A 19,016-nucleotide genomic window follows, 5' to 3' on the forward strand; every position below is an offset into this window, starting at 1 on the left:
CTCGGCCGGCACGTGCAACCCGCACGTAACGCGCGTGTATCGCCGAGGAAATTCCGCGCCGCCAGAGCTCCGGCTGTCTCTAGACTTGGACATGAGCGCGCACCCCCGTCCGCCTCTCGATCTCGGCTCGGTCGGCCCCGCAGGGCCCACCGAGCCTCTTCTTCGTCTTGCGCTCGCGTCCGCGCATCCCGGCGGTCCCGGGCTCTTCGCCGACCTGGCCACCGAACTCGCGGCCGCCCTGCAGGCGCCGGCGGTCCTGGCCGCCGTCTTCGATGGCGAGGAGCCTTCCCACCTGCAGTCGCTGGCGCTGTGCGTGGACGGTGAACTGCGCGAAGGCGTGGACCTGCCGGTCACCGAGCTCCCCTGTGTCCTGGAGCCGGGGCGAGCCGAGTTCCGCTACGTCGCCCAAGGGCTGCGCTGCACCCGCCTTCCCGCGCGGCTGGCCGCTCGCGAGGACATCGACGCCTGCGCCTCGCACGCCCTGCGTGGCAGCAGCGGCGAAGTCATGGGCGTGCTGCTGGTGCTGGACACGCAGCCGGTCGCCGGCGGCGACCCGCGCCATGCGCAGGCCGCGCTCGGGGTCATCGCGGCGCGCATGGCCGCCGAGCTCGAGCGCCAGCGCACCGAAGCCGCGATGCGTGCCGTCGCCCTGGCCGTGTCGGCCGCACCGAGCGGCACCGTCTTCGACGAGCTGGCGCGCATGCTGGCCGCCATCCTCCATGCGGACATCGCGTTCATCGCCCGCTGCGAGGGGGGCACGCCGCGCATGATGAAGACGCTGGCGCTGGTGCGCGACGGCCAGGTGGTGCAGGGCGGCCGGTATGCCCTCGCGGGCACGCCCTGCGACACGGTGCTGGGCAAGCGCTTCCAGGCCTATCCGCAAGGGCTGCAGCAGCAGTTCCCCGAGGACGAGGACGCGCGCATCCAGCACCTGGAAAGCTATGCCGGCTACCCCCTGGTCGCCACCGATGGCACCACGCTGGGCGTGATCTCCATCGCTTCGCGCCGGCCGCTCACGCAGGTGGACCGGGTGCGCGCCACGCTGGAGATCCTCTCGGTGCGCGCAGCCGCCGAGGTCGAGCGCCTGCGCGCGGACGAGCGGCAGCGCCGCTCGCTGGAAGACCTGCGCCAGCGCGAGGAGCAGTACCGCGCCGTGTTCGAGAGCTCGCTGGACGGGCTTTTCGTGTGGGACGAGCAACTGCGCGTCGTGGACGTGAATCCCGCCGGCCTGGCGCTCTACGGCGCCGCCCGCGAGGACGTGATCGGCGCGACGCTCTTTCCCGACAGCCTGCCGGCCGGCTACGTGCAGGCGCGCCTGGCGCCCTTGCGCGATGCGCTTGCCGGCCGCACCAGCCACCTGGAAGCCACGCTGCTGCGCAAGGACGGCGGCGTGTTCGACGCGGACCTGCGCGTCATGCCTTTCCGCCAGGGCGGCCGGGCGCATGCGTTCATGGTGGTGCGCGACATCACCCAGCGCCGGCGCGGCGACCAGATCCTGCGCGACAGCGAGGAGCAGTACCGCACCATCTTCAATGCCTCGGTCGATGCGCTGGTGCTGCGCTCGGCCGATTTCCGGATCGTCGACGTCAACGCCACCTACGAGGCCATGAGCGGCTTCTCGCGCGCGCAGGTGCTCGGCCTGGACCGCGTGCTGGCCAATCCGCCGGAGGTCAGTGCCGAGATCCGCGGCCTGCACCAGCGGGCCCTGGCCGGCCACACCGTGCGGCTGGAGACCGTGCTGCTGCGCCGCGACGGCCACCGCTACGAGCTGGAGCTGCGCGGCGTTCCCATCCTGCACCGCGGCCAGCCCCACGTGCTGTACATCGGCCGCGACATCACCCAGGCCAAGCGCGCCGAGCGGGCGCTGCGCGACAGCGAGGAACAGTACCGCGCCATCTTCAACGCCTCGGCCGATTCGCTGGTCCTGAGGGACGCCAACTACCGCGCGGTGGAGGTCAACCCGGCCTACACCACGCTCAGCGGCTTCACCCGCGACGAAGTCATCGCGGCCGACCGCGTGCTGACCCAGGTCGATCCCGAACTGCGCCGGCGCCACCGCGCCGAGCACGAGCTGGCCCTGGCCGGCCGGCCGCTGCGCTTCGAGGTCACCGGCACGCGCAAGGACGGCAGCACCTGGCAGGGCGAGGTGCGCGGCACGCCCATGAGCTACCGGGGACGGCCGCACGTGCTCTATGCGGTGCGCGACATCACCGATCGCATCGCCGCCGAGACGCGTCGCGCCGAGCTGGAGCGGCAGCTGCGCCAGTCGCAGAAGATGGAGGCCATCGGCCAGCTCACGGGCGGGCTCGCGCACGACTTCAACAACCTGCTCACCAGCGTGCTGGGCTACGTGGCCATGGCGCAGGAGCGGCCCGGGGCCGCGGCCGATCCGGCGCTCGCGCGCCAGCTCGCGCAGGCCCGGCTGGCGGCCGAGCGCGCGCGCGACCACGTGGCCCAGCTGCTGGCCTTCTCGCGCCCGCACCGGGGCGAGCGGCGCCTCGTCACGGCGGCCGACCTGGCGCGCGGCGCGCTGGAGCTCCTGCGGCCGAACCTGCCCTCGTCCATCGGCGTGGAGTTCCTGCCACATGCGGCGGAGGGCGCGCCCTTGCCGCCCGTGCACGCGGACCCGGTGCAGATGGAGCAGGTGCTGATGAACCTGTGCCTGAACGCCCGCGACGCCATGGGCGAGCACGGCACCCTGCGCATCGGCCTCGCGGCCTGCGCGGGCAGCGGCCACTGCGCGTCCTGCGCGGCCTCGCTGGAGGGGACGCGCTGGGTCTGCCTGGAGGTCAAGGACAACGGCCGGGGCATGGGCCGCGAGGTGCTGGATCGCATGTTCGAGCCCTTCTTCACCACCAAGGAGGCCGGCCGCGGCACCGGCATGGGCCTGGCGATGGTGCACGGCATCGTCCACGACCACGGCGGCCACATCCAGGTCGAGTCCGCCCCCGGCCAGGGCGCGAGCTTTCGCGTGCTGCTGCCGGCGGCCGAGGCCGAGGCGGGGGCCCGCACCGCCGCTGCGGCGGACACGTCCGCGCCACTTGCGCCGCTGCGCGGCCAGGTGCTGCTGGTCGAGGACGAGCCCATGGTGGGCGACTACCTGCACGAGCTCATGGCCGGCTGGGGGCTAGGCGTGATCCTGGAACGTGACCCCCTGGCCGCCGCGCGGCGGCTGGACCGGCAGGACGATGCGGTGGACCTGCTGGTGACCGACCACACCATGCCGGGCATGACCGGGCTCGCGCTCGCGCGCCACGCCCGCCAGGCGCGGCCGGGATTGCGGGTGGTCCTGCACACGGGCAACGAAGCCGGCATCGCCGCCGGCGAACTGGCGCCCGCGTGCGTGGACGCGATTTTGCGCAAGCCGGTGGACCCACAGGCCCTGCGGGAGCTGCTGCGCGGACTGCTCGCCCCCTGACGCGGCTGCCCGGGCTGCGTGGGGGCGGCACGCGAAACGTGAGCACTTGAAACGCACCCCTTGCTTAGCTTGCGAGGCGCGCAGCGAGCCCCGGATACTGCGCGACCACTTCCCTTCCAAGGCCCGAGATCCGATGCAAGTCCACAGCAGCCGACCCGTCCTTGTCGAACTCGAAGAGCTCTATCGCATCGCCTTGCGCGAGCACGGCCCGCAGGGTCGTTCCAGCCAGCTGATCGAGCGCAGCCTGGCGCAGGAGCGCCAGGGCGCCCCCCGGACGCAGCAGCCACGGCCGCAGGCCGCCCGCGAGCGCACGCCGGAACGGCCGCGCTGATGCGCCCGCGCCCGTGGACCGGGCGCCGGTGCCTGGGTCAATTGCGGCGGTGAATCGGTCATTCACGCGGGGCGTGCCCGTGCCCACACTGGGTGCGTGCGCGCCGGCTGCAGGTCCCCGGCGGACGCTGCCAAGCCCGGACCTGCCCACCGAACGCATCGGAGCCGATCCATGACCAGCGCCCTTTCGCCCGACCCCGCCGCCCTGCAACAGCGCCTGCGCGGCCATGTGCTCTCGCCCGGCGACGCGGACTACGACACGCGGCGCCAGGTCTGGAACGCGATGATCGACCGCCGCCCGGCCATGATCGCGCGCTGCGCGCAACCGGACGACGTGCCCGAGGCGCTGCGCTTCGCGCGCGACCATGGCCTGGAGGTGTGCGTGCGCGGCGGTGGCCACAACATCGCGGGCAATGCCATCGCCGACGGCGCGCTGATGATCGACTTGTCCGAGATGCGCGCGGTCGCGGTCCTGGCGGCCGAGCGCCGGGCACGGGTGCAGGGCGGCGCCACGCTCGCCGACGTGGACGCCGCCACGCAGCGCGAGGGGCTGGCGGTGCCGCTGGGCATCAACTCCACCACCGGCGTGGCCGGGCTCACGCTCGGCGGTGGCTTCGGCTGGCTCACGCGCGGGCTGGGCATGACGGTGGACAGCCTGGTGTCGGCGCAGGTCGTCACGGCCGACGGGCGCACGGTGCGCGCCAGTGCCGAGGAGAACGCGGACCTCTTCTGGGGGCTGCGCGGCGGCGGCGGCAACTTCGGCGTGGTCACGGAATTCGAGTTCGAGCTGCACCCCGTCGGGCCCGAGATCCACACTGCCCTGGCCGTGTACCCGCTGGAGCAGGGCGCGCAGGTGCTTCGCAACTGGCGCGACTACACCGCTTCGGCGCCCGAAAGCGTGAGCGCCTGGTGCGTCACGCGCTACGCCCCGCCGCTGCCTTTCCTGCCCGCCTCGGCCCACGGCCGCATGGCCGTGATCATCGCCGCGGCCTGCGTGGCGGACGCGAGCGAAAGCGAAGGCCTGCTCGCGCCGCTGCTGCGCCTGGGCGAGCCGGCCGGGTCCATGACGGCCCGCCAGCCCTACGCGCAGTGGCAGCAGGCCTTCGATCCGCTGCTCACGCCGGGCGCGCGCAATTACTGGAAGTCGCACAACTTCGAGCGCGTGCGCGACGAGGTGCTCGACGCCATCTGCGAATTCGGCGACCGGCTTCCCGCCGACGAGACGGACATCTTCATCGGCCACATCGGTGGCGCGCCCAACCGCGTGCCCCAGGACGCCACTGCCTATGCCCACCGCGGTGCGCGCTACGTCATGAACGTGCATGGCCGCTGGCGCGACGCCGCGACCGATGCCGCCGGCGTGGCCTGGGCGCGGGGCCTGTTCAAGGCCTGCAAGCCCTATGCATCCTCAGGCGCCTACCAGAACTTCCTGACCGCGGACGAGACGGGCCGGCAGGAGGAGGCCTGGGGCGCCAACCACGAGCGCCTGCGGCAGCTCAAGCAGCGCTGGGACCCGGACAACGTCTTCCACTTCAACGTCAACGTGCTGCCGGCGGCTTGAGCGGGCCATCGCCAGCGCCGTCCGCCCGGTGCCGGCGCCGCCACACCGAGGGCGGCAGGCCCACCGAGCGCTTGAACGCGCGGCTGAAGGCCGCTTCGGACTCGTAGCCCGCCGCGACGGCAATGCCCGCGATCGGGGTACTGGTCTGCGCCATGAGGCGCGAGGCCGTCTGCATGCGCCAGCGGGCCAGGTAGTGCATGGGTGGCATGCCGATGAAGTGCACGAAGCGCTCGTGCAGGGCCGAGCGCGACAGCCCCGTGCGATCGGCCAGCATCCCGAGCGTCCAGGCCTGCTGCGGCTGCTCGTGCATGAGGCCCAGGACGCATGCGACATGCCGGTCGCGCAGGCCCCGCAACCAGCCGTCGCTGTCGGCGGGCAGGGTGTCGAGATGGGCGCGCAGGCACTCGATCAGCATCAGCTCGCCCAGTCGCTCCAGCATCGCCGCGTGGCCCGGGCGCTCGTCCTCGCAGCCGGCCAGCAGCGCCAGCTCCGGGAGCGCCAGAGCCGCCTTCAGGGCGGGCACGGGCACATGGATGATGCGCGGCAGCGCGGCGAGCAGGGGATCGAACAGGCCCGGCTCGCACTCGAGAAAGCCGCACAGCAGCCTGGGCTGCGCAGCGCCAGCCCGTAGCCGGGCGCCTTGCAGGCGGATGAAGGCAGGGTGCGGGGCGCCGCTCCCGAAGAGGAACGCCTCCTCGGCAGGCTCGGGCAGGGCCGCCGCGCTGGCGAGGCGGTGCGCGTCCCCGTGCGGCAGCACCAGCGCATCGCCGGCCATGAGCTCCAGCGCGGGCTGGCCGGTCACTGCGGCGCAGGCGGCGCCTTGCAGGAGCAGGTGGCAGGCCAGGAGGTGGCCGCCGGAGGCGGCTGCGTGGGTGCGCCTGTCCAGGCGGGGCAGGTCGATGCACCACGGGGGCTCGGCTTCGAAGGCGTGGAACAGCGCAGCGCGCAGCCGCACGCAACGCAGCACGTCCGACACGCTGTCCTGGATCATTGGGAGTGCCTCCCCAGCTGCAGTCTGATTCCGAACGCCGCGCCTGTCATCCCGGATGCCGGCCCCCGCGTGCCGGGAAGCGAACGCCGCCTACAGGCGACGCAGCAACTTGAGGCCTTTGTTACCGCCGGGTCGAACGGTTGACCTCCCGCTCCTGCCTAGCATGGGTCTTCAACTTTGGAGGATCTTTGCAATGACAGCAGCAGGACTTCGAAACACCTCGCGAGGCGTGGTCGCCGTGCTGGCGCTCGCGCTGTCCGCGCAGATGCCCCTGGCGCAGGCCGGCATCGTGGACACCGACGCGCTGGCCACGCCCAGCCAGGCGGAACTCGACCGCGCCAAGGTGCAGGCCTTCATGGACCGCGCGAACGTGAAGGAGCGCATGCAGGCCATGGGGCTGAGCGGCGTCGTCGCCGGCGACCGCGTCGCATCGCTGAGCGAGGCCGAGGTGCACGCACTCGCGCAGCGCATCGACACCGTGCCGGCCGGTGGCCAGCTCACCACGCAGGACTGGATCCTCGTCCTGCTGGGCGTCCTGCTGATCATCGCGGTGCTCTGACGGTCGATGGGATCGACCCGAGTGCCCTGGCGCAGCGGCCTGGCGGCCGCCCTGTTGTGCCTGGGGCTGTCCGGATGCGCGTTCCTGCCGTTTCCCCGCTATGGGCAGGCGCTGCCGCCGGCCCATGCCGAGCGGGCGGAACTGGCTCGCGTGCCCTTCTTCCCGCAGGAGGACTACCAGTGCGGCCCGGCCGCGCTGGCCACGGTCCTGCAAAGCGCGGGCATCGACCGCTCGCCGCAGCAACTGGTGGAACAGGTGTACCTGCCGCAGCGGCAGGGGAGCCTGCAGGTGGAACTGCTGGGCGCCAGCCGCCGTGCCGGTGCTGTGCCCTATGTGCTGCAGGCCGAACCGGACGCCCTGCTGCGGGAAGTGGCCGCCGGCAACCCGGTGGTCGTGCTGCAGGACCTGGGACTGCCGCTGCTGCCGCGCTGGCACTACGCCGTGGTGGTGGGCTACGACCTGGCCGACAAGACCGTGATCCTGCGCTCCGGCACCACCGAGCGCCTGGTCATGCCGCTGCACGAGTTCGACCGCAGCTGGGCCAAGGGCGAACGCTGGGCCTTCGTGGCCTTGCCGCCGGACCGCCTTCCGGCCACCGCGCGCGAGGCCGACTACGTCGCGGCCGCCAAGGACTTCGAGCGCGTGTCGCCGGCCTTGGGCCCGCGTGCCTACGAGTCGGCCCTGCAGGCCTGGCCGGACAACCTGTTCGCCCGGCTGGCGCTGGGCAATGCGGCCTACCGAAGCAAGCGCCTGGACGAGGCGAGTGCGCAGTACCGTGAAGCCACTGTGCGCCATCCGGACTCGGGCGATGCCTGGAACAACCTCGCGCAGGTGCTTTTCGAACAGGGCCGCAAGCAGGAGGCCACGCAGGCCGCGCACCGCGCCTTGGCGATCGGTGGCCCGCGCCAGGACCGCTATGCGGCCACGCTGGCCGCCATCGAGGCGGGAGCGGGCGCTGCGCGCTGAGGTGAGGCAGGAGAAGGAGGCGGGCCGTCGCGCCCGCCCCTGATCAGGGCACCGGGCTGGAAAGTTCGCGCCCGATTTCCGGATCCGACAGGCCGATGCCCGCTGGCCATGCGGGGGCGCAGCGCTTGGGCTGGCGCGTGCCGCGGTCGAGCAGGCGATGGACCGTGGACTGTGATCGACCCAGCCGCTGCGCACGCTGGATGGCTTCGTCGACCGCGTCCCGGCTGATCAGGAACGCGAACGGGTTCGGTGCGATGCCTTCGGTCATAGCTCTAATTTCGAGAACGAGATGCCAAGTTAGTAGGACACCGGCCCGGGCGGTGTAGGACGGTAACCATGACTGCGCAGTCGCGGCGAAGGCGCCACTCGAGCTGGGCTGTATCAGTCGCCGGCGTTCCCGCCCCGCAGCCGCCAGGCCGCGAGCATCGCCAGCGCGCACACCACCGCCAGCATCACGAAGGTCTCGTGGAAGGCCGTCACCCGCGCGAAGCTGGTCCCCGGACCGGTGAGCGAGGCGCCGTGGGCGGCGAGGCGCCACTCCAGGACCAGCGCGCACAGGCTCACGCCGGCCGCGCCGCCCAGGGTGCGCAGGAAATTGATGGCGCTTGCGCCTTCGGGGAGGAGCGGCTTGGGCAGCTCGCGCAGCGAGCCGAGGTTCAGCGAGGGCATCACCAGTCCCAGGCCGATGCGCCCGAGCACGGCCCACACGGCCAGCCACACCAGCGCGGTGCCCAGCCCCACGGTTGCCATCAGCACAAAGGACAGGGCCAGCAGGGCCAGCCCGCCGCTGACCATGAGGTAGATGGGCACGCGATCGAGCATGCGGCCCGCCAGCCCGATGGTGATGGCCAGCACGATGCCGGCCGGCAGCAGGATGGCGCCCACGCTGGACGCCGGCAGCGACAGGCCAAGCTGCATGTACACCGGCAGCAGGTAGGTGGAGCCGTACAGGGCCACGCCGTAGATGAAGGACACCAGGCTGCCCGGGCCGAAGGTGCGGTGCCCGAAGAGCGACAGGTTCAGCAGCGCCGGGTCGCCCCGCCGTCCGGCGCGGCGCAACCAGGCGATCAGCGCGGCCAGCAGGCCGAGCGCCGCCACGAGCAGGCCGACGGCGGCGGGCGTGTCGCTGCCCCGGATGTCCAGCAGCCCGTTGAGCAGGCACAGCGTGGCCGCGGTGCCCAGCGCCAGGCCCACCCAGTCGAGCTGCGGGCCGCTGCGGTCGGCCAGGACGCCGCCCGGGGCGCTGGTGGGCACGAAGCGCCGCGCGAGCACGATGGACAGCAGGCATAGCGGCACGACCATGAAGAAGATGGAGCGCCAGCCGAACCAGTCCACCAGCAGGCCGCCCACGCTGGGTCCCAGCGCCGGGGCCAGGACCACGCCCATGCCGAAGAGCCCGCTGGCGCGTCCCTGGTCGCGCGGCTCGAAGGCCCGCAGGATGATGATGGCCGGAATGGGCTGCACCACCCCGGCGGCCAGGCCCTCCACCACCCGCGCGGCCAGCACCAGCGGGTAGTGGGCCGCGAGCCCGCCCACGATGCCGCCCGTCATCAGAAGCACCATGGCGCCGACGTAGGTCGCCCGGTAGCCGTAGCGCGCGAGCAGCCAGGGTGTGGTGAGCATGGACACGGTCATGGCCACCATGAAGCCGGAGCTGACCCACTGCGCCCGCTCCTGGCTCAGGCTGAAGACGTGGCTCATGTCCGGAATGGCAACGTTCACCACGGTGGCGGACATGACCGAGGCCATGGTGCCGATCATGGTGGCCAGCAGCAGCAGCCAGCGGTAGCGGGCGCCGTAGCGCTGGCCCAGGGCGGCGAGGGAGGCGTCGGCGCTCATGGCGCGCTCGCGACGCGACCCGGGGGGCGGCGGGCTGGCCTGGCAGGCGGTGGGGCGGACAGACGAACTCCTTGCGGGCAACGACGCGCATTGTCGCGGCTTGCAGCGGGTGCCTGCGCCTGTGCGCCTGCACCGTCCGAGTCCGTCGCCCCTGTCCGACGAACGGCGGCGCTCGGGTGACCCTCTACTCGGGCTGACCGATCCGGACCGCCCCATGCCTGCACGCCATCCCCTTGCCCGCACCACCTTTTTGCTCGCCCTCGCCGGGCTGCTGGTGCTGGGCGGCTGTTCGGTGGGCAAGGCCCGGGAGGCGGCGCGGCTCGCCCGGGCGAGCGAGCCGCTGCAGGCCGATCCGCCGGACCCACGCGCCAGCCTGCTCATCGTCGGCGACAGCACGGCCGTGGGTACCGGGGCAAGCACACCGCAGGCCAGCGTGGCCGGCCGCATCGCCGCGCAGCATCCGCAGCTGCGGATCGTGAACCTCGCCGCCGACGGCGCGAAGTACCGAGACTTCGCTGGCCAGCTTCGCAGCGCGGCGGGGCGCTTCGATGCGGTGCTGGTGCTCGGGGGCGGCAACGACGTGGTGCGCCTCACCCCCGTGGACCGCCTGCGCGGCGACGTGGCCACCACCGTCGCACTGGCCCGTGAGCGCGCGCCCCGCGTCATCCTCATGCCGCCGGGCAACGTGGGCAACGCACCCTTTTTCTTCCGCCCGCTCGCCTGGCTCATGACCCAGCGCGCCCAGGCCCTGCACGAGGTGGTGCGCGAGGAGGCGGGACGCCACGGCGACGTGCAGTACGTGGACCTCTACGAGCCGCGCGAGCAGGACCCCTTTGCGCAGCGCCCGCGCGAGATGCATGCCAGCGACGGCCTGCACCCGAGCGATGCCGGCTACGCGCTGTGGACGCAGGAGCTGCGCCGGCAGGCCGGCCCGCTGCCCGGCGTCGCACCCGCCTGAGCCGCCCGCCGAACGAAACCGAACGAGCCACCATGTCCACCGACCAGCACGCCCTCAGCGACGTCCTCGATCAACTGGAGAGTTCCGCCGATGGCGACAGCGTCACCGTGGCGGAAATCGTGGAGAAGCTCGGGCACAAGTCCTTCGCGGCCCTGATGCTGATCTTCTCGCTGGTCTCCACCTCGCCGGCCAGCGCCATCCCGGGCCTCACGGCCACCGTGGCGGTGATCGTCTTCATCCTGGTGGTGCAGATGATCGTCGGGCGCAAGTGCGTCTGGCTGCCCGGCTTCATCACGCACCGGCGCCTGTCCACGCAGAAGCTGTGCAAGGGCATCGGCTGGCTGCGCAAGCCCGTGCACTTCGTGGAGCGCTTCCTGAAGGCGCGCTACACCTTCCTGCTGCACCGGCCCTGGCTGCTGCTGCCGCTCATCCTGATCCTGGGGCTCACGCTGTTCATGCCCTTCATGGAGGTGATCCCCACTTCGGGTTCGATCGCCTCGGCGGTGATCGCCTTTTTCGCGGCCGGCCTGCTCACGCGCGACGGCGTGCTGGTGGTGCTGTCGCTGGTGCTGCTGGCGGCGGTGCCGGTGGCGGTGTGGTACTTCGGCTTCTGAACCGGGGTCGGGCTACTCGCCCACCTTCCCGCGCCGCGCCTTCACCTCGGCGCGCGCCGCCTTGTCGGCCAGCCGCCGGCGCTTCGATGCGGCGGTGGGGCGCGTGGGTACGCGCACGGCCTGCACCGTGGCGGCCTCCTCGACCAGCCGCGCCAGGCGGGCCAGCGCCGCGGCCCGGTTCTGCTCCTGCGTGCGCGCCGCCTGCGCCTTGAGGACCAGGACACCGTCCTTGCTCACGCGCCGCCCGGGCAGGGCGAGCAGGCGCTCCTTCACCGGCGGCGGCAGGGACGAGGCGCGGATGTCGAAGCGCAGCTGGATCGCGGTGGACACCTTGTTCACGTTCTGCCCGCCGGGCCCCTGGGCACGGATGGCCGTGATCTGGACTTCGTCGTCGCGCAGCGCTTGCGTCATGGGAGGGCGATTCTCGCGCAGGGCCTGACGCCTCGGCGTCGCGCGGCCGAGACAGCCTGGGCCCGTCGCCGGTGCGACGACGTCGAAATGTTGGCGAGTTCCAGCCTGTTGCAAACGGTCATGCCTGCGCACCCCTGCGCCGCCTATAACAAAAAGCAGAGCAACAGGGAGCGACAGTCATGAGAGTTCGACGACATGCCATCGCGTGGACCACCGCCCTCCTGGCGGCCTGCGGTGGAGGCGGAGGAGGGGAGCCCTTCGTCGCCCAGGGTCCTGGCACCGGAGCGCCTCCCGTGGGCATCGACGCAGGCGCGCCGGTGACGGGGCCTGAGCCGGCCATGCCCGTGGCACCAGCGCCGGCGGCACCGACCGCACCGACCGCACCCACCGCACCCACCGCACCGCCGGCACCGCCGGCACCGCCCGCACCGCCGGCACCGCCCGCACCGCCCGCACCGCCCGCACCGCCCGCACCGCCCGCACCGCCCGCACCGCCCGCACCGCCCCCGCCAATCGCCGTGGATCCCGCGACCTGCCCGGCCGGCGCGGTCTGCGTGCAGGGCACGCCCGGCCCGGACACGCTCGAAGGCAGCGGCTCGCAGGCCGTGGTGATGATGGGAGGCGCGGGTGACGACATCTACATCGTCCGGCACCCCGACGACCGCATCGTGGAGCGCGAAGGGGAGGGCGTGGACGAGGTCCGCACGGAGCTGGGCTACACCTTGCCACCGCACGTCGAGAGGCTCAGCGTGCTGGGCCCCGGGGCCGGGTCCGTGGTGCTGCGAGGCAATGCACAGGACAACCACATCGTCGGTGCACCGTTCTCGTACGAGGAAATCTACGGCGAAGGCGGCAACGACCTCCTGGACGGCGGCGGCCGGCATGGCGGCCTGCTCGATGGCGGCAGCGGCGACGACCGCTTGGTCGTGAGCTTCGGCGAACTGCGCGGCGGCCCGGGCGCGGACGTTTTCGTGGCCGGCGGCCGCGGCGCGCACACCAGCCCGGACGCCCCCATCACGGTGCTGGACTTCACGCCGTCCGAAGGCGACCGCATCGAGATCCTGCACACCCAGGCGCTGGACGCGGCCACGCTGTTCTCCACCGGTCACCTGCGCTTCGAACCCGAGGGACGGCGCCTGGTGTTCACGCTGGATCCGGCGGCCTACGCCAGCACGCCGACGGCGGTCGAACAGGTGTTCTACCTGCCGGGGGTGGAGGCGTTCGAGGCGGAGTGGGTGAGAATCGTGCAGCGCTGAGGGCTGCGCACGCCCGGTCCGCCAGGCGCCGGAGCAGCACGCCGACCACGGCGGCGCCCAGGGTCAGGATTTGAAGTCGATCTGCCTCGGCCGGCCAGGCAGGTGCAGGCGGACTGTGGCCGGCTCGCTCTGCGCCACCACCTTCCCGCGCCGCCACACCCTCAGCCGCGTGGCCCGCAGGCGGATGGCCTCCACCGGGTCGCGCGCCTGCAGCAGCACGAAGTCCGCGTGGCAGCCGGGCTCGATGCCGTAGCCCTCCAGCTGCAGGATGCGCGCGGGGTGATGCGTCACCGCGTCGAAGCACTGGCGCATGGCCGCAAGGCTGGTCATCTGCGCGACGTGCAAACCCATGTGCGCCACCTCCAGCAGGTCGGCCGAGCCCAGGCCGTACCAGGGGTCCATGACGCAGTCGTGCCCGAAGGCGACGGTGATGCCTGCGGCCATGAGCTCGGGCACGCGGGTCATGCCACGGCGCCGGGGATAGCTGTCGTGCCGGCCCTGCAGGGTGATGTTGATGAGCGGGTTGGCCACCACGTTCACCCGCGCCTCGGCGATGAGGGGAATGAGCTTGGAGACGTAGTAGTTGTCCATGCTGTGCATGGAGGTCAGGTGCGATCCGGTCACGCGCTCGTGCAGGCCCAGGCGCTGGGTCTCGAAGGCCAGGGTCTCGATGTGGCGCGACATCGGGTCGTCGGTCTCGTCGCAGTGCATGTCCACGAGGCGGCCTTGTTCAGCGGCCAGCTCGCACAGCAGGCGCACGCTCTGGGCGCCCTGTTCCATGGTGCGCTCGAAGTGCGGGATGCCGCCCACCACATCCACGCCGAGTTCGAGCGCGCGCCGCAGGTTCTCCAGGGCCCCGGGGGAGCGCAGCACGCCGTCCTGAGGGAAAGCCACGAGCTGCAGTTGCAGGTACGGCGCGACCTGGCGCTTGACCTCCAGCAGCGCGCGCACCGCGGCCAGCGTGGGGTCGCACACGTCCACGTGGGTGCGGATGGCGAGCAGGCCGCGGGCCACGGCCCAGTCGCAGTAGGCGAGGGCGCGGCGGGCGATGGCCTCTTCGGTGAGCGAGGGCTTGAGTTCGCCCCAGAGCGCGATGCCTTCCAGCAGCGTGCCGCTGGCGTTGACGCGCGGCTGGCCGTAGCTGAGCGTGGAGTCCATGTGGAAGTGGGCGTCCACGAAGGGCGGCGCGAGGAGCTGCTCCTGCGCGTCCACCGTCTCGGCGGCGGGCGCCTGAAGGCCTTCGGCGACATCGACGATGCGGCCTTCCCGCACCGCCACCGACATGTTGACGCGCCCGTCGGCCAGGCGCGCGTTGGTGATGAGGAGGTCCAGCATCCCGCGATACGGCCGGGCGCGGCGCGCCTACTTCGTGCCGAACATGCGGTCGCCCGCGTCGCCCAGGCCGGGGAGGATGTAGCCGTGGTCGTTGAGCTCGCGGTCGATGGCGGCGGTGTAGATCGGCACGTCCGGGTGCGCCGACTGCATGGCCCGCACGCCTTCGGGGCAGGTGAGCAGGCAGACGAACTTGATGGACTTGGGCCGCAGCTCCTTCAGGCGTTCCACCGCCGCGATGGCCGAGTTGCCCGTGGCCAGCATGGGATCGACCACGACCACGTCGCGCTCGTGCATGTCCTGCGGCATCTTGAAGTAGTACTCCACCGCCGTGAGGGTCTTGGGGTCGCGGTACAGGCCGATGTGGCCCACGCGCGCGCCGGGCACCACGCTGAGCATGCCGTCCAGGATGCCGGTGCCGGCCCGCAGGATGGAGACGAAGACCAGCTTCTTGCCGTCGATCATGCGCGCGGTCATGGTCTCCATGGGCGTGTCGATCTCGACTTCCTGCATGGGCACGTCGCGCGTGACCTCGTAGGTCATGAGCATGGCCAGCTCGTTGAGCAGGCGCCGGAAGCTGTTGGTGGAGGCCTCCTTCTTGCGCATCAGCGTGAGCTTGTGCTGCACCAGCGGGTGGTCGATGACGTGGACGCTCATGTTGTCGTTGCGAGTCTTTGGATGGGAAAAGGAATCAGAACACCGTGCCGTCGCTGGCCACGCGCAGGGGCGGAAGGCCCCCGCGACGATCCTGCGCGAGCTGGCGGCCCGCGGCCCAGGTGCCGCCTTCGAGGATGCAGCCGAGCGGAAGCTGCTCGGCGACCAGGCCCAGGCGTTCGCGCACGCGCGGGACCATTTCCTCGATGAGGGCCACGGTGAGGGCGCGCCACTCGACGATGATCTCGTCGCCCGGCTGCCACAGCTGCTGCGCGGCCTGCGCATCGCGCAGGCGCAGCACGCCCGTGTCCAGCAGCAGGCCGCCGTTGCGGTACTCGGGCAGGGCGGTGAGGCGGTCGATGCCGTGCACCTGCACGCCGGCCCAGGCGAAGGGCTCCAGGAGCGAGTAGGTGAGCCATTGCGAGAGCTTGTGGAAGGGGACCCAGCCGTCGGTGAGGCCCTCGCCGCGCACGGCCGGGTGGCGCCAGCAGTCGCCCAGCGGCACGCCCGCGACCTGGTTGCCGGCGGGCCAGATGCCCGAGAGCGACAGCAGCAGCTGCGAGAGGATGTCGTGCGCGTCCACGTCGGCGGTGTGCGGGATCTCGGGGCCCAGCGGGCTGATGATGACGTCGAAGAGCGAGCCCGGCCGGCCGGCCTCGCCGAAGACCTCGGGCTGCTCGGCCAGGATCTCGCCCAGGCGGCGCAGCAGCACGGCCCGGCCTTCCAGGCCAACGAGCGGGTTGGCGTCGGACACCTGGAAGGCCTCGGCCAGGTCCTCGGTGACCAGGGCGCGCAGGCCTTCGGAGTCGGCCTGGCAGGGGTGCCGGGGGTCGCTGGAAAAGAGCCCCGCGGTGAAGGCATGGAAGCTCGCCACGCCCAGCCCTTCGGAGCGCCGGAACACCTGGCCGCTGGCCGGCTCGACGTACTTCCAGTCGGCGCCGGCGCCGGCATCGAGCAGGACGCTCACGGTGGTGAGGTCGATCATGGCGTGGGCGCGCTCGGGGGCGTTCAGGCCGGACAGCAGCCGCTCGAGCTGCGCCTTGCGGTCGATGCCGCCCGCCTCGAAGTGGCGCCAGCGGCTGTGCAGCGGAATGTGCAGGCGGGGGAAACGCTGCCGCGTGGTGTCGGCCACCCGATCGGCGGCCTCGTCCAGGGCGCCGTCGTCCACGTCGAACCAGCCGGCGCCGCCCCGGGCGCGGGCCAGGAGCTGGGCGCAGCGCGCACGCACCGCGCGGGTGGTGCGCAGCTCGGCGGCCGCCAGCTCGCCGTTGGCGCGCTCGTGCACGAAGACGTCGCTCACTCCAGGCCCCTTCCGCGCGTGTCCTTCAGGCCCTGGGCGTCCGGCACCAGGCCGGGCGTGAAGTAGCCGGCCGCCATCTTGGCCATCATCTCCACCTGGGCGTCGGCGGGGATGAGGCCGTCCGGGATGTTGACGCGCTCGCCGACCTCGATGCCGGACTGGGTGATGGCGTCGAACTTCATGTTGCTCATGGACACCAGCCGGTGGATCTTGCGGATGCCCAGCCAGTGCAGCACGTCGGGCATGAGCTCCTGGAAGCGCATGTCCTGCACGCCGGCCACGCATTCGGTGCGCGCGAAGTACTGGTCGGCGGTGTCGCCGCCCACCTGGCGCTTGCGGGCGTTGTAGACCAGGAACTTGGTGACCTCGCCCAGTGCCCGGCCTTCCTTGCGCGAGTACGAGATGAGGCCCACGCCGCCGCGCCCGCCGGCTTCGACCGGCTGCGCGCCGCGGATGCATTCCTCGATGGCATGGGTGAGATAGGGACGGCAGGTGCAGATGTCCGAGCCGAAGACGTCAGAGCCGTTGCACTCGTCGTGCACCCGGGCGGTGAGTTCCACCTCCGGGTTGGCGAGGTCGCGCGGGTTGCCGAAGATGTAGAGGGTCTGGCCGCCGATGGGCGGCAGGAACACTTCCAGGTCGCTGCGGGTGACGAGTTCCGGGTACATGCCGCCGGTCTCCTCGAAGAGCACGCGGCGCAGGTCGGACTCCGAGCAGCCGAAGCGCCGGGCCACGCCGGGCAGCCACCAGACGGGTTCGATGGCCGCCTTGGTGACCAGGGCCGCGCCGCCTTCGGAGAGGAGCTTGCCGTCGGGCTTCAGGCGCCCCTTGTTCACGGCGTCCAGCACCTCGGGCAGCACCACGTGGGCCTTGGTCACGGCGATGGTCGGGCGCACGTCGTAGCCGGCGGCAATCTCGGCCGCGAAGGCCTCGGCGACCGTGGCGCCCCAGGGGTCCAGGCTCACGATGCGGCCGGCGTCGCTCCACTGCGGGTACGGGCCGATGACGTCGGTGGGCGAGGTGTTGGTGAGGTCGGCGCGGTGGCTGCGGGCCAGCGCGCCGGCCGCGACGGCGAGTGCGCGGTAGACGCTGTAGGAGCCGCTGTGCGTGCCGATGACGTTGCGGTGGGCGCGCTGGGTGGTGGTGCCCACCACCGGCCCCCGCGCCAGCGGCGTGGCCGCGCCCCAGGTGATGGGAAGGGCGCCGAAGCCCCCGCTGTGGGAGGTGAGGCGGATGTGGCGCGGGGCCTGGGTTTCGTCGGGCATCGGGGCCTGCTCAAAAGAAAAACAATGTAGCGCAGGCGCGGCTGCGCAAGGGCCGCCTCATCTCCGTTTTTTCCCGCCCATGATGCCGCCCAGCACGCCGCGGATGATTTCGCGGCCGACGCTGCTGCCGATGGTGCGCACCGCCGACTTGGCCATCATCTCGACCAGCCCTTCGCGACGGCCACCGCGCGGCCCGGTGGAGCCCATGAGCAGGTCGCCCAGGCCGCCCAGTGCGCCGCCGGCGGCCGGCTCGCCCGCAGGCGGCGCTTCGGCGGCGGTGCGCGCCGTGCGGGCGGCGAGCATCTCGTGGGCCGACTCGCGGTCCTGCACCTGCTCGTAGGCGCCGGCGACCAGCGAGCCGGCGATGAGCGCGCGGCGCTGCTCGGGCGTGATGGGGCCGATCTGGCTGCCCGGCAGCAGCACGTAAGCGCGCTCGGTTTCGCTGGGGCGGCCCTTGGCGTCCAGGAAGCTCACCAGGGCTTCCCCCACGGCCAGCTCCGTGATGGCGGCCTGGATGTCCAGGCCGGCCTTGGGCCGCATGGTCTCGGCGGTGGCCTTCACGGCCTTCTGGTCGCGCGGGGTGAAGGCCCGCAGCGCGTGCTGCACCCGGTTGCCCAGCTGGGCCAGCACGGAGTCGGGGATGTCCAGCGGGTTCTGGGTCACGAAGTACACGCCCACGCCCTTGGAGCGCACCAGGCGCACCACCAGCTCGATGCGCTCGACCAGCGCCTTCGGCGCGCCGTCGAACAGCAGGTGGGCCTCGTCGAAGAAGAACACCAGCTTGGGCTGCTCCAGGTCGCCCACTTCGGGCAGCAGCTCGAACAATTCGGACAGCAGCCACAGCAGGAAGGTGGCGTACAGGCGCGGCGCGTTGAGCAGCTTGTCGGCGGCCAGGATGTTGACCACGCCGTGGCCCCGGGGGTCGGTCTGCATGAAGTCCGAGATGTCCAGCATGGGCTCGCCGAAGAAGCGGTCACCGCCCTGGCTCTCGATCTGCAGCAGGCCGCGCTGGATGGCGCCCACGCTGGCCGCGCTGATGTTGCCGAACTCGGTGGTGAACTGCCGGGCGTTGTCGCCGACGTACTGCAGCATGGAGCGCAGGTCCTTCAGGTCCAGCAGCAGCAGGCCCTGCGCATCGGCGATGCGAAAGACGATCTGCAGCACCCCGGCCTGGGTTTCGTTCAGGTTGAGCATGCGGCCCAGCAGCAGCGGGCCCATGTCGGAGATGGTGGCGCGCACCGGGTGGCCGAGTTCGCCGAACACGTCCCACAGGGTGGTGGGGCAGGCGAAGGGCTCGGGGTGGGGCAGCTTGCGCTCGTCGAGCACGGCAGCCAGCTTCGGCGACAGGCTGCCGGGCTGGCTGATGCCCGTGAGGTCGCCCTTCACGTCGGCCATGAAGACGGGCACGCCGATGCGGCTGAAGCCTTCGGCCAGCGCCTGCAGGGTGACGGTCTTGCCGGTGCCCGTGGCGCCGGTGATGAGGCCGTGCCGGTTGGCCAGAGAGGGCAGCAGGACGCATTCGGCGTGGTCGTTGCGCGCGATGAGCAGGGGTTCGGCCATGG

General features: G+C 72.1%; 17 protein-coding genes. 8 read left to right on the top strand and 9 right to left on the bottom strand.

What is annotated here, in order from left to right; genetic code table 11:
- Window positions 1–91: 91 nt before the first annotated feature.
- From EZ242_RS03450 to EZ242_RS03460, 3 genes are all read left to right on the top strand, one after another.
- On the top strand, window positions 92–3,418 hold the full coding sequence (locus EZ242_RS03450) for a PAS domain-containing hybrid sensor histidine kinase/response regulator (RefSeq protein ID WP_135283701.1): 3,327 nt from the start codon (window positions 92–94) through the stop codon (window positions 3,416–3,418).
- 133 nt (window positions 3,419–3,551) lie between these two features.
- A complete protein-coding gene (locus tag EZ242_RS03455; RefSeq protein ID WP_135283702.1) occupies window positions 3,552–3,749 on the top strand; it encodes a hypothetical protein in 198 nt (65 codons plus the stop codon).
- A 171-nt stretch (window positions 3,750–3,920) separates the two neighbouring features.
- Entirely contained in the window at window positions 3,921–5,309 is a 1,389-nt protein-coding gene (locus EZ242_RS03460) for an FAD-binding oxidoreductase (protein ID WP_135283703.1), read from the top strand.
- On the opposite strand, the gene EZ242_RS03465 is transcribed toward EZ242_RS03460, so the two are convergent.
- Window positions 5,287–6,300: an AraC family transcriptional regulator gene (locus tag EZ242_RS03465; RefSeq protein WP_135283704.1), complete on the bottom strand. Its 1,014-nt coding sequence runs from the start codon at window positions 6,298–6,300 to the stop codon at window positions 5,287–5,289. The genes EZ242_RS03460 and EZ242_RS03465 overlap by 23 nt on opposite strands.
- A 193-nt stretch (window positions 6,301–6,493) precedes the next feature.
- Here EZ242_RS03465 and EZ242_RS03470 point away from each other — a divergent pair, with 193 nt between their 5' ends.
- Both EZ242_RS03470 and EZ242_RS03475 read left to right on the top strand, forming a co-directional pair.
- Window positions 6,494–6,859 (top strand): PA2779 family protein, encoded by a 366-nt coding sequence (locus EZ242_RS03470; RefSeq protein WP_135283705.1) that lies wholly within the window; start codon window positions 6,494–6,496, stop codon window positions 6,857–6,859.
- 6 nt (window positions 6,860–6,865) lie between these two features.
- Window positions 6,866–7,825 (top strand): PA2778 family cysteine peptidase, encoded by a 960-nt coding sequence (locus EZ242_RS03475; RefSeq protein WP_135283706.1) that lies wholly within the window; start codon window positions 6,866–6,868, stop codon window positions 7,823–7,825.
- Between the two features lie 43 nt (window positions 7,826–7,868).
- Here EZ242_RS03475 and EZ242_RS03480 read toward each other — a convergent pair whose 3' ends face one another.
- On the bottom strand, window positions 7,869–8,093 hold the full coding sequence (locus EZ242_RS03480) for a hypothetical protein (RefSeq protein ID WP_135283707.1): 225 nt from the start codon (window positions 8,091–8,093) through the stop codon (window positions 7,869–7,871).
- A 113-nt stretch (window positions 8,094–8,206) separates the two neighbouring features.
- Window positions 8,207–9,664, bottom strand: coding sequence for an MFS transporter (locus tag EZ242_RS03485; RefSeq protein WP_135283708.1), 1,458 nt, complete (start codon window positions 9,662–9,664; stop codon window positions 8,207–8,209).
- Window positions 9,665–9,878: 214 nt separating this feature from the next.
- On the opposite strand from EZ242_RS03485, the gene EZ242_RS03490 reads away from it, so the two are divergent.
- Together EZ242_RS03490 and EZ242_RS03495 are read left to right on the top strand one after the other, a co-directional pair.
- Window positions 9,879–10,622 carry an SGNH/GDSL hydrolase family protein gene (locus tag EZ242_RS03490; protein WP_135283709.1) on the top strand — a complete coding sequence of 248 codons (744 nt, stop codon included), beginning with the start codon at window positions 9,879–9,881 and terminating at the stop codon, window positions 10,620–10,622.
- 32 nt (window positions 10,623–10,654) lie between these two features.
- Entirely contained in the window at window positions 10,655–11,236 is a 582-nt protein-coding gene (locus EZ242_RS03495) for an exopolysaccharide biosynthesis protein (RefSeq protein ID WP_135283710.1), read from the top strand.
- A 12-nt stretch (window positions 11,237–11,248) separates the two neighbouring features.
- Here EZ242_RS03495 and arfB read toward each other — a convergent pair whose 3' ends face one another.
- Window positions 11,249–11,647 (bottom strand): alternative ribosome rescue aminoacyl-tRNA hydrolase ArfB, encoded by a 399-nt coding sequence (arfB, locus tag EZ242_RS03500; RefSeq protein WP_135283711.1) that lies wholly within the window; start codon window positions 11,645–11,647, stop codon window positions 11,249–11,251.
- 179 nt (window positions 11,648–11,826) lie between these two features.
- Between arfB and EZ242_RS21915 the strand changes: the two genes are divergently transcribed.
- Entirely contained in the window at window positions 11,827–12,903 is a 1,077-nt protein-coding gene (locus EZ242_RS21915) for a hypothetical protein (protein WP_167784576.1), read from the top strand.
- Between the two features lie 63 nt (window positions 12,904–12,966).
- Here the strand turns inward: EZ242_RS21915 and EZ242_RS03510 are convergent, their stop codons facing one another.
- From EZ242_RS03510 to EZ242_RS03530, 5 genes are read right to left on the bottom strand one after another with little or no spacing between them, the layout of a single operon-like run.
- A complete protein-coding gene (locus EZ242_RS03510) occupies window positions 12,967–14,238 on the bottom strand; it encodes an amidohydrolase family protein (protein ID WP_135283712.1) in 1,272 nt (423 codons plus the stop codon).
- 27 nt (window positions 14,239–14,265) lie between these two features.
- Window positions 14,266–14,892 carry a uracil phosphoribosyltransferase gene (gene upp, locus EZ242_RS03515; RefSeq protein ID WP_135283713.1) on the bottom strand — a complete coding sequence of 209 codons (627 nt, stop codon included), beginning with the start codon at window positions 14,890–14,892 and terminating at the stop codon, window positions 14,266–14,268.
- 34 nt (window positions 14,893–14,926) lie between these two features.
- A complete protein-coding gene (locus tag EZ242_RS03520; RefSeq protein ID WP_135283714.1) occupies window positions 14,927–16,189 on the bottom strand; it encodes a URC4/urg3 family protein in 1,263 nt (420 codons plus the stop codon).
- Entirely contained in the window at window positions 16,186–17,454 is a 1,269-nt protein-coding gene (locus tag EZ242_RS03525; protein WP_135283715.1) for a GTP cyclohydrolase II, read from the bottom strand. The genes EZ242_RS03520 and EZ242_RS03525 overlap by 4 nt, the downstream gene beginning before the upstream one ends.
- Window positions 17,455–17,511: 57 nt before the next feature.
- Window positions 17,512–19,014 carry a helicase HerA-like domain-containing protein gene (locus EZ242_RS03530; protein WP_135283716.1) on the bottom strand — a complete coding sequence of 501 codons (1,503 nt, stop codon included), beginning with the start codon at window positions 19,012–19,014 and terminating at the stop codon, window positions 17,512–17,514.
- Window positions 19,015–19,016: the final 2 nt, after the last annotated feature.

The organism is Ramlibacter rhizophilus (assembly GCF_004681965.1).
In the GTDB taxonomy this organism is placed as follows: Bacteria; Pseudomonadota; Gammaproteobacteria; order Burkholderiales; family Burkholderiaceae_C; genus Ramlibacter; species Ramlibacter rhizophilus.